The organism is Aerococcus sp. 1KP-2016 (assembly GCF_002252085.1).
Taxonomy (GTDB): domain Bacteria; phylum Bacillota; class Bacilli; order Lactobacillales; family Aerococcaceae; genus Aerococcus.
Genome location: NZ_NEEY01000022.1, coordinates 14,936 through 30,197, shown reverse-complemented (window position 1 = coordinate 30,197; position 15,262 = coordinate 14,936). Strand labels below are relative to the sequence as shown.

Annotated in this window: 16 protein-coding genes and 1 pseudogene; 14 read left to right on the top strand and 3 right to left on the bottom strand. The window is 35.6% G+C overall.

From position 1 onward, the window contains the following. Window positions 1–713: 713 nt before the first annotated feature. Window positions 714–1,043, bottom strand: a complete 330-nt coding sequence (locus B9P78_RS05550; protein WP_094518512.1) for a hypothetical protein — start codon at window positions 1,041–1,043, stop codon at window positions 714–716. 165 nt (window positions 1,044–1,208) lie between these two features. On the opposite strand from B9P78_RS05550, the gene B9P78_RS05545 reads away from it, so the two are divergent. From B9P78_RS05545 to B9P78_RS05510, 8 genes are all read left to right on the top strand, one after another. Then, entirely contained in the window at window positions 1,209–1,640 is a 432-nt protein-coding gene (locus B9P78_RS05545; RefSeq protein ID WP_094518511.1) for a GNAT family N-acetyltransferase, read from the top strand. 132 nt (window positions 1,641–1,772) lie between these two features. After that, complete coding sequence (locus tag B9P78_RS05540) at window positions 1,773–3,251, top strand: PTS transporter subunit EIIC (protein WP_094518510.1); 1,479 nt, start codon at window positions 1,773–1,775, stop codon at window positions 3,249–3,251. A 291-nt stretch (window positions 3,252–3,542) separates the two neighbouring features. Continuing rightward, window positions 3,543–3,725, top strand: coding sequence for a tautomerase family protein (locus B9P78_RS05535; RefSeq protein WP_094518509.1), 183 nt, complete (start codon window positions 3,543–3,545; stop codon window positions 3,723–3,725). Between the two features lie 415 nt (window positions 3,726–4,140). Further along, entirely contained in the window at window positions 4,141–5,493 is a 1,353-nt protein-coding gene (locus B9P78_RS05530) for an ABC transporter substrate-binding protein (RefSeq protein WP_094518508.1), read from the top strand. A 69-nt stretch (window positions 5,494–5,562) separates the two neighbouring features. Further along, complete coding sequence (locus tag B9P78_RS05525) at window positions 5,563–6,456, top strand: carbohydrate ABC transporter permease (protein WP_094518507.1); 894 nt, start codon at window positions 5,563–5,565, stop codon at window positions 6,454–6,456. Next, a complete protein-coding gene (locus tag B9P78_RS05520) occupies window positions 6,456–7,343 on the top strand; it encodes a carbohydrate ABC transporter permease (protein ID WP_094518506.1) in 888 nt (295 codons plus the stop codon). Before B9P78_RS05525 ends, B9P78_RS05520 begins: the two co-directional genes overlap by 1 nt. 12 nt (window positions 7,344–7,355) lie before the next feature. Then, window positions 7,356–8,480, top strand: a complete 1,125-nt coding sequence (locus B9P78_RS05515; protein WP_094518505.1) for an ABC transporter ATP-binding protein — start codon at window positions 7,356–7,358, stop codon at window positions 8,478–8,480. Between the two features lie 10 nt (window positions 8,481–8,490). After that, window positions 8,491–9,222, top strand: a complete 732-nt coding sequence (locus B9P78_RS05510; RefSeq protein ID WP_094518504.1) for a glycerophosphodiester phosphodiesterase — start codon at window positions 8,491–8,493, stop codon at window positions 9,220–9,222. 307 nt (window positions 9,223–9,529) lie between these two features. Here B9P78_RS05510 and B9P78_RS05505 read toward each other — a convergent pair whose 3' ends face one another. After that, complete coding sequence (locus B9P78_RS05505) at window positions 9,530–10,504, bottom strand: Gfo/Idh/MocA family protein (protein WP_094518503.1); 975 nt, start codon at window positions 10,502–10,504, stop codon at window positions 9,530–9,532. Between the two features lie 25 nt (window positions 10,505–10,529). After that, on the bottom strand, window positions 10,530–11,537 hold the full coding sequence (locus B9P78_RS05500; protein WP_094518502.1) for a Gfo/Idh/MocA family oxidoreductase: 1,008 nt from the start codon (window positions 11,535–11,537) through the stop codon (window positions 10,530–10,532). 213 nt (window positions 11,538–11,750) lie between these two features. On the opposite strand from B9P78_RS05500, the gene B9P78_RS10210 reads away from it, so the two are divergent. The 6 genes and pseudogenes from B9P78_RS10210 (at window position 11,751) to B9P78_RS05475 (ending at window position 15,109) form a co-directional block, all read left to right on the top strand. Next, window positions 11,751–12,122, top strand: coding sequence for a MurR/RpiR family transcriptional regulator (locus B9P78_RS10210; protein ID WP_233487746.1), 372 nt, complete (start codon window positions 11,751–11,753; stop codon window positions 12,120–12,122). A 27-nt stretch (window positions 12,123–12,149) separates the two neighbouring features. Then, a pseudogene (locus B9P78_RS10205) lies at window positions 12,150–12,614 on the top strand (MurR/RpiR family transcriptional regulator); the annotation flags it as partial. Next, window positions 12,607–13,560: a Gfo/Idh/MocA family protein gene (locus tag B9P78_RS05490; protein WP_094518501.1), complete on the top strand. Its 954-nt coding sequence runs from the start codon at window positions 12,607–12,609 to the stop codon at window positions 13,558–13,560. The pseudogene B9P78_RS10205 and the gene B9P78_RS05490, both read left to right, overlap by 8 nt. 101 nt (window positions 13,561–13,661) lie before the next feature. Continuing rightward, a complete protein-coding gene (locus tag B9P78_RS05485; RefSeq protein WP_233487745.1) occupies window positions 13,662–13,835 on the top strand; it encodes a heme-binding protein in 174 nt (57 codons plus the stop codon). A gap of 36 nt (window positions 13,836–13,871) precedes the next feature. Further along, entirely contained in the window at window positions 13,872–14,648 is a 777-nt protein-coding gene (locus tag B9P78_RS05480) for a Cof-type HAD-IIB family hydrolase (protein WP_094518500.1), read from the top strand. A gap of 128 nt (window positions 14,649–14,776) precedes the next feature. Continuing rightward, complete coding sequence (locus B9P78_RS05475) at window positions 14,777–15,109, top strand: hypothetical protein (protein WP_094518499.1); 333 nt, start codon at window positions 14,777–14,779, stop codon at window positions 15,107–15,109. Window positions 15,110–15,262 lie beyond the last annotated feature (153 nt).

The following is a 15,262-nucleotide window of genomic DNA, read 5'->3' as shown; positions in this document are numbered from 1 at the left end:
TGTATAACTCAAATAAAGTATACCGAAAAATTGCATAAAAATAACCCGAAAACTAACAACACTCTTTTTTTGAGTGTTCAGTTTTCGGGTAGAGATTCACTATTTCATCCCACGCACTTTATTCATAGATAGACCTTTAACTTTCTAATCATGTAAATTTAATTGAAAATCGTTTATATCAAATCATTCTACATAAATTATTTGATATAACTTATTCAAAGTAATAATACAATATAATGTCATATTTAGGTATGAATTTTTTAAAATAATTCATACCCGATCTAGTAATAATATTAATAGCATTAACGTTGATTTAACTGTGTTCGTTATGAAAAATCGTTCTACAAATTATTTAATAAACAAAAAGAAGTATGTGAGATTTGAGGTCTCACATACTTCTTTTTGTGTTCCATCAACGTAAACTTGGCAATGTATTGAGTATTTATTGTATTTGAAATTTTTAAGAAGTATTTTTCGCTGCTTTTAGGTAATTGGTAGTTTGTTTGGTATGTCTAATATAAAACAGATGAAGGTCAAAATAAGCAGAAGTATATATAAAAACAAAAACGCCCCTAGTTTTTCAACTAGGGGCGTTCCTGCGTAAATAAATCATTCAATAAAGAAAAATTTATAAACTGGAATGTTAAAGCTTACTATACGCTTATGTAAGACGTTTGTCAAACATATTTAAGTATTAAATAAAATGAATCGAATCAGTTGTTATCGTCTGAGTCATCTTCACCAGATGTATCGTCTTCGTTACAATCGTCTGAATTGTCGTCATCGTCAACGCTGGATGCATCATCCTTACTATCATCAGAATTTTCGTCAGATGTACCATCATCTTCACCGGATGTATCGTCGTTATCATCATCTGCATCGTCATCAGTGTTCGAAACTGATGAACTAACTTCGGAGCTTGTTGATTCTTCAGAAACCTGTTCTGATACTGGGGCACTTGATTGTTCTTCTTCAGTGGTGCAAGTGTTGCCACAGGCTGCTAAAGCAAAAATAGAAGCGGTTAGTAAAAGTGTCTTTTTCATAGAATCCTCATTTGTATATATTTTATGTTATAAGAAAAGCATGATAAATTCAAATAATATGGTAATGAAAGGCCTTGATTTTTTTAAAATAATGTTTTGAATTCATGAAAACTAGGGCGAATGCTATACTAAAACCAATATTAGATGATGTGAGGAGTTTTCAAAATGCAATTAATCAGCAAATATTTCGACCAATTAAATACTAGCGAACTCTATGAAATACTACGCGTTCGGTCGGAGATATTCGTAGTTGAGCAAAACTGTGTGTACCAGGATATTGATGGCAAAGATCAAGAAAGTATTCATATTTATATCGAGGAACACGGCAGAATTTTAGCTTATCTAAGAGCTTTCAAAAGAGCAGATGATGTTGTACAAATGGGGCGCGTCTTAACCCGAAACCACGGCCTGGGCTTAGGTGGTAAGATATTACATGACGGTATTGCAGTCATCAAACAAGAAATGAATCCTAGTCAAATATATATTGAAGCTCAAACCTATGCGATTGGTTTCTATGAACGCGAAGGATTTGTGGTGTCTTCAGAAGAGTTGCTCGAAGATGAAATCCCCCATGTGAAAATGTTGTTAGATATATAGAAAACACATGACAAACAATTCCTAATTTTTCATTTAAATAAAGCACAATCTGTTCCAGGACTCCTCTTTTTTTGGTATAGTTGAAGTTGCGGTATTTTTACCAAAAGGAACAACAAATGAAGGAGGAGTATTGTGGCAAAATTAATATACTCGGATTTAAGTAAGGACATTATCGAAAATATAGGTGGTGAGGAGAATGTAAAGGACTTGCGTCATTGCACAACAAGACTTCGTTTTCACTTAAAAGACGAAAGCAAGGCAAACGATGAGGCTATTAAAAATCTAGATGGCGTCGTTTCAGTTGTCAAGGCTTCTGGTCAGTATCAAGTTGTTATTGGACAAGAGGTTGGAGAAGTTTACCAAGAAATTATCAAACAAACTGATATTCCAGATGATAACGTACAAATTGAAGCAGACTCAACCGATACCAATGTTGAAAAACCAAAGGGCAATTTAGTTGATCGCTTCATTGATTTTATTTCTAGTATTTTCCAACCATTCTTATTTGCTTTAACCGCAACAGGGATGATTAAAGGGGTTGTGGCCTTATTAGGAGCCTTTGGTTTAACAACAGATAACTCTGGTTTAGTATTTGTTCTAAATGCAGCAGGGGATGCTTTCTTCCAGTTTCTACCTGTGATGGTTGGGATAACAGCTGCGCGTAAATTCAAAATTAATGAATTTACAGCACTAGCAATTGTTGTAGGTTTCTTACATCCATCAATTCGTGATATTGCAACGGGTGATGTGCAACGTGTGCTGTTCAAGGGTACTGCCTTCCAATTAGATTCTTATTTTAATGTTCTAGGTATTCCAGTTCTATTACCTGGTGGTGGCTATTATTCATCTATTATTCCTATCATTGCTTCTGTATGGTTTGGTGCAAAACTGGAAAAATGGATTAAATCTTGGATGCCAAAATTAGTATCTTCATTCTTAACACCTTTCTTAACAATCATTATTGCCTTCCCAATCGCACTACTAGTGATTGGACCGGTTACTAATTTCCTGTCTGACTTAGTGGGATTAGGATTTACAACACTTAATAATGTATCACCGGTACTAGCTGCGGTGGTATTAGCAGTGGCATGGCAAATTTTGGTAATCTTTGGTTTACACTGGGGTATTTTACCAATTATGTTTGTTCTTTTAGCGGAAACAGGCATCAATAGTATCAGTCCCGCAACACAATTATCTACCTTTGGTTTACTAGGTGTATTGCTTGCATTGAGTATTAAAGCGAAAGAAACGAAGGTTAAGCAGTTAGCAATTCCATCAACCTTATCTGCATTCTTTGGTGTCTCTGAACCCGGTGTTTTTGGTCTGATGTTACCTTTACGTCGTCCATTTATCTATGCTTTGATCGCAAACGCGATTGGTGGTCTTTGGATAGGGTTGAATAAAGTAGTGTTCTACCGTTTAGGTGGTTTAGGCGTATTTTCAATTTTTAATGCCATTTCACCTGAAGGAGAATTGGGTAGTGATTTCTGGAATACGATCATTGCCTATAGCCTTGCAGCAGCAATTGGTTTTGCAATTCAAATGGCAATGCCAGTGCCAGCACTTGAGAAAAATACGGATGCAGTTAAAACAAATGCATCAGTAAAATAATGTATTCTTGAATCAAGTATTTTATAAACGACAATTCTTAATATTCACGTATATGTTATGTTATAAATATATGTGGTTACAATGAAATAATATAATATTTAATAATCCGAAAATGCTACCTATGGGTACGTAGTTTTCGGATTATTTTTGTTTGATAAACAATAAGTATGAGGGTAGAATCAAAATCCCTTGTAATGATGCAGTATTCACGCGTATAATGAAAGATAGATGAGAAAAGTAATTGGAACTTCTTTTACTTTTTCAATTCAAATATTAAAAGAGGTGAATTATATGCCATTTGTAAGAATTCAATTGAAATCAGGACGTACACCAGAACAAAAAGCAGTTATTGCTAAGGAAATTATCGACGCAATGGATAAACATGACTTTGCGACAAGAGATAGCATCAAAGTGATCTTTGAAGATATGCTGCCTGAAAACTTTATAACAGATGCGGATTTAAGTGAAAAATAAATAAGCAACAATTGATAATATACTAATTTATTTTGAAATATTGTAGTATTATTATTTTTCTTACAATATATTAGCTAGTAACATAAATATTGATTTCAAGCACAAGTTAGAAATAGTCCTCTAACTTGTGTTTTTTTTGTGTATAGACAGCTATTAATAATTTCATAGAATATTTACATAAAATTTATCTAATTTTCAAAACGAGATAGAATGATTACGCTTACTTTACTGTTATTTAGAGTATAAGCAATGATTATATTCCAAATAAGGAATTTATAATTATTAAAAATCGAATTCGTATTTACTTATTCTTTTCATAATCAGTACAGGAAATTTACTGTAACTTAATAGAATTCAACTATCATAGATTCTGCAAGTTAAATAAAACAGAACATTTCTGGGAGGAAATAAAATAATGAAATTGAATAAAAAAGCCTTACGCTATGGTGTGGGGTTATTATCTGCAGCTTTGCTAGCAGCATGTGGTAATGGCAATGCTAGTGGGGAAACAAATGATGCATCTTCAAGTGAAGCGGCTGAAGGTAAAACAGAATTAGTTTTCTGGCATGGTATGGGTGGTTCTACAGGAGAAGCATTACAATCGATTGTAGATGGTTATAACGAATCTCAAGATGAGGTTTTTGTGAATGCTCAGTACCAAGGAACTTATGATGAAACTTTAACAAAATTACGTTCGTCGGCTTCTGGTTCACAAGTAGGTGCTGATTTAGTTCAGGTTTTTGAGCAAGGTATGACCTTCATGATTGACTCAGGTTTAACTGTACCAGTTCAAGACTATGTTGACGAAACAGGATTCGAATTAGGCGACTTAGAGGAAAATTTATTAGCTTACTATACAAAAGATGACACTTTGTATTCTATGCCATTCAACTCTTCAACACCAATCATGTACTATAACGCAGATGTCTTTGAAGCTGCTGGTATTGAAGAAGCACCAACAACATTTGAAGAAATTATTGAAATTTCACCACAATTAATTGAGGCTGGTGTGGAAATGCCAATGTCATTAACAATTTATGGTTGGTATATAGAACAATTTATTAACAAAACAGAAGAAGATATGTACAACAATGGTAATGGTCGTGAGGGTGCGCCAACTGAAGTTGTATTTGATCAAAATGGCAGTATGTTAAAGGCTTTGGAAACGTGGAATAAAGCCCAAGATGAAGGGGTTGCGCCAAATGTTGGTCGTACAGGTGGGCAAGCAGAATTTGTTTCAGGACAATCTGCTATCACATTAGCATCAACAGCTACTTTACGCCAAATCTTAACAGAGGTAGATGGTCGTTTTGAAGTAGGAACAGCTTATTTCCCAGCTTTGGATGCTGAAGACCAAGGTGGTGTTTCGATTGGTGGTGCATCATTATGGATGATTGATTCTGAAGATGAAGCGAAAAAAGATGCTACTTGGGACTTCATCCAATACTTAGTAACCCCTGAAGTACAAGCACAATGGAATGCAGACACAGGTTACTTCCCAGTAAATAAAAATGCACATGATGAACAAGTATTCAAAGATAACTTAGCAGAATTCCCACAATTCCAAACAGCAATTGATCAGTTACATGACGCTACGGCTGAAGATCAAGGTGCATTATCTGGTGTAAATCAAGAGGCACGTATGCACTATGAAGCTGAATTAGAACGTCTATTGAATAATGAAATTACAGCAGAAGAGGCTGTTCAAAATATGGCTGATCAAACAAATGCAGCTTTAGAGAATTACAATGCAACAAATAATCAATAAATTGTAGTACTTGTACAGCTGGGAATAGTGCTTTCCAGCTGTATTACTTTTTAAAGGGAGGTTATCGGGTTGGAACATTCAAACGATATTATAATCATTAAGCATAGAAAAACAATTTTTGAAAGAATTCAGCCATTCTTATATTTATTACCGGCCTTATTCGTATTGGCGATTTTTATGTTTTGGCCATTTATTCAAACGATTTTTCGTTCATTATATTTAACAGATAGTTTTGGTCAAATGTCACAGTTTTTAGGAATTAAAAATTATACCGAATTATTTTCTAGTGCGTCATTCTGGAATTCTATAATTGTTTCTTTAGAATTTGTACTCATCGTGGTTCTTTTTGGGGTAAGTGTGGGATTAATTGCGGCTATTCTTTGCCAACGCACTTTCCCTGGAATTCGTTTCTTTTCTACTTCATACGCTATGCCTATGGCTATTGCTTCAGCTGGTATGGCAATGATATTTCAAGTCATGCTAAATCCTTCTGTCGGAATTATTAATAAAATTCTAGGCATCAATCAAAATTTATTAACACATCCGACTTGGGCTTTAGTTGTTGTGGGTATTTTAACTGGTTGGCTAAATTCAGGTATGAATTTCCTTTACTTCTCTTCAGGTCTTGCAAGTATTGATGATGCTTTGTATGAAAGTGCCTCTATCGATGGCGCAAATGGTTTTCAAAAATTTATCAATATTACCATTCCATCTTTGGGTCCAACATTCTTTTTTGTAATTGTAACGAATGTGATAAATGCCTTTCAAGGATTTGGCCAAATCAATATTTTAACTAAGGGTGGCCCAGGTGAATCCACAAATGTAATTGTCTATGATATATACAAAAATGCCTTTATGAACTATCGTTATGGTTTTGCATCAGCTGAATCCGTTGTTCTGTTTGTCATAATTATGATCTTAACGATTATTATGTTTATGGTTAGAGGAAGGATGAATAAATAATGGAAAATGAAGCAATCGTAAAAGGAACTACTCAAGATAGAAATAAACAAGATCAAAAATATATCTTTCAACGAAAATTTAATCGTATAGCAATTGTTGTATTAAATATCATGATGTGGCTATTCATGATGTTTCCATTATTGTACGCAGTATTGATGGCTGTAAAACCTTCATCAGAACTTTATAATCCGGATTCAATTTTGATTCCACAAAATCCCACTCTAACCAATTTTGTTGATGTTTTTAGTATCGCCCCATTAGGTCAATATATTCTGAACTCGCTTATTGTAGCGACGTCAGTGACCATTCTACAAATACTTACATCGTTGTTAGCAGGTTTTGCGTTTCGTTTTGTTCATTTCAAAGGCAGTAAATTTATTTATGCATTAATTTTATCTACGATGATGGTGCCAGGTGAGGCAGTGATTATTTCTCAATTTTTAATGGTTTCAGGTTGGGGTTTGAATGACTCAATTATCGTATTAATCTTACCATTTATGGCATCGGCATTTAATATATTCCTTTGTACGCAAGCCTTACAAAACTTTCCATATGAAATTTATGAATCTGCCAAAATGGATGGTTGTAAGGATATTCGATTCATATTTGAAATCATGCTCCCATTACTGAGACCAACGCTAGGGTCAATGGCAGTCCAATCATTTTTATCAGGCTGGAATATGTATATGTGGCCATTATTAGTCACTAATAATGATAATGCGCGAACGGTTCAAATTGGTATATCAATGTTAAATAGTGTGGACTCACAATCATTAGTGTTAATGGTTGCCGGAGTCATTATCAGTATGATTCCAAGTTTGGTCATTTTTATTATTGGATCAAAAAACATGGTTAAAGGTTTAACAGCCGGCGCAGTGAAAGGTTAATAGGAGGAAAAAATGGCTAAAGTACAATTAAATAAAGTAGGTAAAATATACGAAGATGGGTTTAAGGCGATTCATAATATTGATTTAGATATTGATGATAAGGAATTTATTGTTTTTGTAGGTCCATCGGGTTGCGGGAAATCTACAACGTTGCGTATGATTGCAGGATTAGAAACGATTTCTGAGGGCGAATTACGTATTGATGGTGAAGTAGTGAATAATGTCCCGGCAAAAAATCGTGATATTGCTATGGTTTTTCAATCTTACGCACTTTATCCGCATATGAATGTTCGAGATAATATTGCATTTTCAATGAAAATGAATGGTATTTCAAAAAAAGAACGTTATGCGAAAGTAGAAGAAGTTGCTAAGCCACTTCAGTTAACAGAATACCTAGATAAAAAACCTGCCGCATTATCTGGTGGTCAACGTCAACGTGTTGCGTTGGGGCGTGCAATGGTTAGAAACCCTAAGGTATTTTTACTTGATGAACCGCTATCCAATTTGGATGCTAAATTGCGCGTGTCTATGCGTTCAGAAATTGTAGAATTACATCGTCAACTTGAAACTACTTTTATTTATGTTACACATGATCAAACAGAAGCAATGACAATGGGGACTAGAATTGCAGTTCTAAATCAGGGTAGAGTTGAGCAATTTGACACACCCGAAAATCTTTACAATAATCCAATCAATCGTTTTGTGGCAGAATTTATTGGTAGTCCACAAATGAATTTAATTGAAGGGCGCCTGGTTCAAAGTGAAGATGGAATGATGATTGAATCTGGTGATGAGAAATTTGTGTTAAGTCAAGAATTTCAAGATAATATCCTAGTAGAGGCGACAGGTCAAGAAATTCAAATTGGCGTACGACCAGAGCATTTTGAATATCAAAAAGAACGAGTGGATAATCAAACGATTTTAGTAGAAACAAATAATGTGGAACAAGTTGGTTCTGATACCTATGTTTACTTTGATTTCCATGCATCAAATCGGGAGATGACTGCGCGATTAAGTCCGGCGAGAAATGTGCCGATTCATTCTAAAGCCTATCTTCAAATTGATTTAAAAAAAGCATATTTATTTGATAAAATAACAGGAAAATCGATTTTGAATCGTCGTTTCATTGAAGAATAAAGGAGATATTATGACAGGCATTATTGCACATAGAGGTTATTCCAAATTATACCCAGAAAACACCATGCTAGCTTTTAAGGAAGCAGCAAAATTTCCAATAGCTGGTATAGAATTAGATGTTCAATTATCAAAAGATGGAGAAATCGTCATTTGTCATGATGAAACAATTGACCGTACTTCAAATGGTCAAGGGCTGATCAAAGATTTAACCCTATCAGAATTAAAAAATCTTGATTTTTATGGTAAATTTGAAGGAAAGGTTAAATCTGATGATGTGAAAATCCCAACCTTAGATGAATTCTTTGATTGGTTTCAAGCGTTTGATTTTATCGTGAATATTGAATTGAAGACAAATATCTTTAGATACGAAGGTTTGGTCGGTAAAGTCAATGATCTCATTCAAGCTTACAAGCTGGAAGATCGAGTAATTCTATCTTCTTTCCAACACCACACCATGAATCTTGCTAAAGAAGTGAATCCTAATCTGAAAACAGGTTTGTTAACTGCATCCGGAATTTTACAACCTGGTAGCTACACGAAGAATTACGGCCATGATTACTACCATCCATTCTTTGCCACATTAGAAATTGAAGATTTTATTGATTTAAAACAAGCTGGGATTGGCATCAATACCTATACTGTCAATCGTCGTGAAGATATGGAAGTCATGTTTAAAGCAGAAGTTACAAATATTATTACAGATGATGTAGCACTAGGCTTAGACGTTCAAGCAAGTTTTTAGGATAGATAAAAGAGGCTGGGACAAAAGCCCTCTAAAAAGGCGTACACAATTCTTAATAAGAGTTGTGTACGCCTTTAACTTTGAAAAAAATCTTATAAATTTTGATTGAAATATATCATGGGAACAGGTTAAAGGACTAAAAGTGTAGTTCCTTAGCCGTGAAAGAGGATGAAATCGAGACCTTGGCTCGATTTCAAATTGAAAGACCTTGGCTTTCAATGGTCCCACGGCTCACAAGGAACGTACAGTGTAAGGACGAAAAATCTATGATTTTAATCTTTTGTCCCAGCCTCTTTTTAATTTGGCCTTAACCAAGGTGGATGTAAGCTGTTTTTAAAGCTTCATCGACGATTTCCATGACAATTTTTGAATGGGTTAACGCTTTTTTCACAGCATCCATATCATGCGTTTCAATGATGCGTTCAAATGTTACAAATTCTTGATACATGCGGTGGTTGTGAATGCGTTGATCTTTGTCAATTGCCTCCTGACCGCGTAGATTTAAGGAATAGCTTTCAAGGGAATTTGTTGGTCCATTAATGATGATTGCACCATTTCGCCCTTGAATAGTTGATTTAATAGGAGCTTCGGTATCTTTGGAACCAATACATACGGCCTTAAAGTCACCATAATCTAACATCAACATCCCTGAGGTATCAATACCACGTTCCACATTAGCATAGTAATGGCTTGATCGAGGTTTGCCAAACAAGCCTACCATTAAATGTAGATTGTAAATATTAATATCCATTAAGGCACCACCAGCTTTTTTGGGATCAAAAGCAGGTAGAGTTTCGCCATTTTTGAAGGCATCGTAACGAGAAGAATATTGCGAATAATTGGCTTCGACAATTTTTAATTCACCCAGTTTTTGGATGTCGTCCTTGATTGCTTCAAAGTTGGCAAAATATTGGTTGGTAATTGCTTCTAGTAAGATTAAATCTTTTGATAAGGCAATTGCTTCCAATTCTTCTAATTGTGTGGTATTAATGGTAAATGGCTTTTCACAAATGACATGTTTACCAGCTTGCAGCGATTTTTTGGCGAAAGCAAAATGTAAATGGTTTGGCAAAGCAATATACACGGTATCTATGTCACTAGCTAGTAATGCATCGATATCCGTATACACAGCTGTAATACCATGGTCATCGGCCATTTCTAGATTTTTTTGCAATGAACGTTCTGATGATAAAAGGGCGGATAATGTGATTGACGGTATATCATGAACCATTGATAAGAAATCCACGACAATTTTACCGCCACCTAATATACCTAATTTCATGTGCGTATCCTTTCTGCTTAATGCTTTAAATTAAATCGACTTGGCCGTCTTCCATAATCTGCATAACTAATAATGTTTCCTCATCTTTGACCACTTTTTCTTTACCAAGGATAATTGTTTCATAAATATCACGATAAACTTGACGGTAATCACCAACTTCAGATACTACTAATTCTTTATGGAATTTACCTGTTTCGTCTTTGTATGTCAAAGTACCGTAATGTTCGGGCGCATCAATACCGAAACCAGGTTGGTCTGGCATATAGAATAATTTCAAGAATTCCTCTTGACGGTCTTTTGTTTCCTTAATGAATGAACCATTTTTACCATAGATGGCAAAAGATGGACGAGCTTTATAGCGCATTAATGAGCCTGAAACAGCAACTTTTAAATTGCCATAGTTTAAGTCAAAATCAAAGTAGTCATTCATATGGCCGGGACCTAGTAGCTGACGGGTATCGTAATGGATGTCATCGGGCATACCAAAGTAAGAAATAGCTTGATCTAATGAATGACTACCTAAGCCATATGTATAGGAATCAATTAGACTGTAATCAGCACCTTCAGATGATTCAGGTCGGTCATAATGGATTTCAACATCGATTAAATCACCAAGAACACCAGATTCAATGACTTTTTGCGTTGTCAGAAAGTCAGAATCGTAACGACGATTTTGGTAACATTGAATAAATAAATTTTTTGATTTGGCTAATTCAAATAATTCTTTGGCTTGAGCGTATGTTTCAGCAAAAGGTTTTTCGACTAAAACATTTTTTCCGGCTTCAAGTGTTTCCTTAGCTAATTGGTAATGGGTATGGCTAGGTGTAGTGATTACCACTAAGTTAATTGCTTCATCTTGATATATATCATTGATGTCACTTGTATACTGAATGCCTTCATGACTTGGCCATGCACTGTTGCCCGAGCGTGAGTAAATGGTTTTGACATTGGCGATTTCTGGTAAACGACTAGAGAAAGGTAAGTGATAACGGTTTGTAGATTTTCCGTTGCCGATATAAGCGATTTGTAACATGTAAATCCCTCCATGTAGTTTTTTGATGCATTAAATATAACGAGAAATTCACCAAAATGATAGTAGATTCCCTCATTCTGGTGGAAAGTTTTAAAATGGTGGTAGCGATTACGCGGTATTTGAACATTTCGTCCAAATAAATCCTACATATAGGCAAGGTCAGTAATTTCGAGTACAATATGAAATAGAAAACCCTTGCAGAAAGGTGCGCATATGAATTTAATCCAGGCATTAAAACAAGATAGTCAATTTACACCAAACGAAAAAAGGATTGCTGCCTATATCATGGGCAACCTTTTGGAAACCAGTCAAATGACTTTGGCAGATTTGGCAACTAAAACATATACATCCCATTCAGCCATTATTCGTTTGACACAAAAACTTGGTTATGACGGATTTAGAGATTTCCGTGTGGCTTTAATTGCGCTAGCACAAGCGCAACGATACACACAAGTGCCAGTGGACGCGGATTTCCCCTTTGCAGCAAATGACACTACGGCACAAATAGCAAAGAAGATGGCAGATTTAACAACCCAAACAATCACAGCGATGCAAGCAAATTTGGATTACGGGATACTCGATTAGGTTGCAAATGTATGTCGCCAGGCTAATCGGATATTTATCTTTGCGAAAGGTGATACGCAGGTTACAGCACGATCTTTCCAAAGTAAGATGACCAAATTGGGTATTTTTATTGTAATAGCAGAAGAATACGCTAATGGGGCTTGGGTGGCAGCAAATATACAAGCAGATGATTGTGCCATTTTCACTTCATATAGGGCAGATTCGCTTAAATATGAAAAGTATTTGGAAATGTTAGCTTTGAAGAAAGTACCGACAGTTTTAATTTCTTCAAGAGATGCATCCGTGCTAACAGACAAAACAACTTACTGGCTCACGACGGTTGATTTGGAAACAATGGATTCATTGAAAATAGGGACTTTTTCTTCTCAAATTGCGATAGAGTACATCTTTAATTTACTCTATTCTATGATATACATGTCAAATTATAATGAAAATAACAAGCAAGTAGCGGCTAAATATGCCACGATTGCAGAAGGAGCACTAGATGATTAATTGGGGAATTATTGGAGCGGGTACCATCGCCCATCGCTTTGTCAACAGTTTAGCACAGGTTGAAGACACAAGATTATATGCGGTTTCGAATCGAACTTTGGAGAAGGCTAAAGCCTTTCAAGCACAACATCCCTGCCAAGTGGCGTATGATTCGTACCAGGCTGTCCTAGATGACGCTCAAGTTGACGCTGTTTACATCGCCTTACCGCATCAATTTCATGAAGAGTGGGTCCTTAAAGCGATGGCTGCGAATAAAGCTGTGCTTTGTGAGAAACCAGCAACCATGAACGTATCTGAGGCAAAGGCAATTGCGAATGCACATGAAAAGCATCCAGTTTTCTTCATGGAAGCAATGAAAAACCGATTTACACCAACATATGAGGCAGTATCAGCCCGCATAAAAGCGGGTGAAATTGGGAAAATCATCAAAATCACAACATCCCTGTGTAGAGTATTTGATGAAGCATCATCTAGTTATCATTTTCAAGAGGGACCTGGAGGATGCTTATTGGATATGGGCATATACAATGCAGGATTAATGCAAGGTTTACTGCCTGGCGAATACGTCTTGAAAGATGTATCTTATGAACTCCATCCTAATCACATTGAAATTTATGTGCACGCAAAATTTGACGTAAATGGTATGGAAGCGGTGTTGGAATCTGCCTTTGACCGACAAACAGAAACAAAAGCTGTGATTACGGGTACTAAAGGAGAAATTGTGGTTCATGATTTCCATCGACCTACTGCTTATGATTTAACTTTGAATGGGCAGGAAGCAAAACATTTTGATTTAGGCTATATTGTGGATGATTTTTATGGTGAGATAAGTCACACCGTAGAGATGATTAAACACGGGAGAATGGAAAGCGACCGGATGCCAATTGCGGATACAATTGCCATGGCTGACATTATTGGGCAGGTGAAAGAGCGTATTTTTCATTAGTATGGCTGAAAGAAAGTCCCTGGCTAGAAAGAAAAAGAAAAACAGTGTTGAATAGTGGCCACTCTTCCATGTTTGTTTGATATAATTTAGAAAACAATGAATTGTATCAAACGTGGGCTGAAGATGATTCCTTTGGCATTGCAGGTGGTGGTTTTCCAATAAATGTTCAGGGACAAGTTTTAGGCGCTATATGTGTATCTGGTTTAGTTCAGGAAGAAGATCATCAAATTGTGACTGAAGCAATTGCGAATATTAAAGCCATTCAGCATATTTAATCAATTGTACAATTTTAGATGAAGAGGGGCACTTTAATGAAGATAGAACGTGTAGCATTTTTTGATATTGATGGCACCTTATTTGATCCAACAAAATACGACCGTCCAATTCATGAACAAGTGCCTGATTCAACAAAAATTGCCATTGAAAAGCTGAAAGCAAATGGCGTATTACCAATCATTGCAACTGGTCGTTGGAAAGAAATGACTAAAGGAATTGGCGAATTACTACAAATTGATTCCTTTATCACTTCAAATGGTCAAGCTGCATATTTGGAGAATGACCTATTATATCAAAACTATATCCCGCAAGATTTAGTGCTACCAGTGATTGATCAAATGCGGCAAAGAGAATTACCTGCTTTCTTTGACACCAAAAAGGGTATTCACATTCTACCCCAATCACATCATGTAAAAGCATATACAGATAAAGTGACCTATTTAGATGATCATGCGTATCCTGAGGATGTATTGCAAATGATGGTGACTGTTGATGATGTCCGTTTGATTTCGGATTGGCTTACTTCTCTAAAAGCCGTTCAAACTGGGGCAACACATGTAGATATTTATCCTCTAGGTGTTTCGAAAGCAAAAGGAATAGATCTTATTCTACAAGCTTTGAATATTGATGCAAAAGATACCTTTGCTTTTGGTGATGCCAATAATGATTTAGAAATGTTCGGTCACGTTGGCACAGCTGTTGCTATGGGTAACGGAACGGACCGCGTGAAGGAAAGTGCTGATTTTGTCACCAGTGAAGTGTGGAATGACGGTATTTATAAGGCTTGTGATAAATTAGGATTGTTTAATTAATGTGTAAAAGTGATCAGCCTGTCAGCTGATCACTTTTTTGCTATTTTGTGTCTTAAAATGCGACATTAAGTTTAGGAATTGATATATTTTACATGTAAGTAAACGCTCACAAAATAGGAAGCAGTATCATGAAAGTAATTCCATATCTTAATTTTGCCCATTCTAAAGAGGTTTTATATTTTTATGAAAAACTCGGTGCTGAAGATATCAATATCGTCTATGGCTCTGATGGAATGTTTGCAGGTGTACCAGAAGATCAGATTCCTGAAAAGCCAAGTGAATTCATTATGAACGCAAGTTTTAAAGTCTTTGACAATTTAATTTATTTATCTGATAATTTTGGTAATCAAGAAGTGGATCATTCTGGGTCAAATATTTGTTTTACTTTCGATCAAAATGATGATGCTGAAGTTACAAAAGCAAAGGATTTTTTCCAGAATGCACTAGATAATGGGTGCTAAGTCACTTTACCTTTATCAGAAACAGAGTGGTCTTCTATTTTTGGCATGTTTGGAGATCCATTTGGTCTTACCAGGATGTTTAATGGAGAGTAGCTTATAACATGTAGAATTAGTGTTACTAAGCGTACTGAAAATGGTCATGTATAGAGCCGT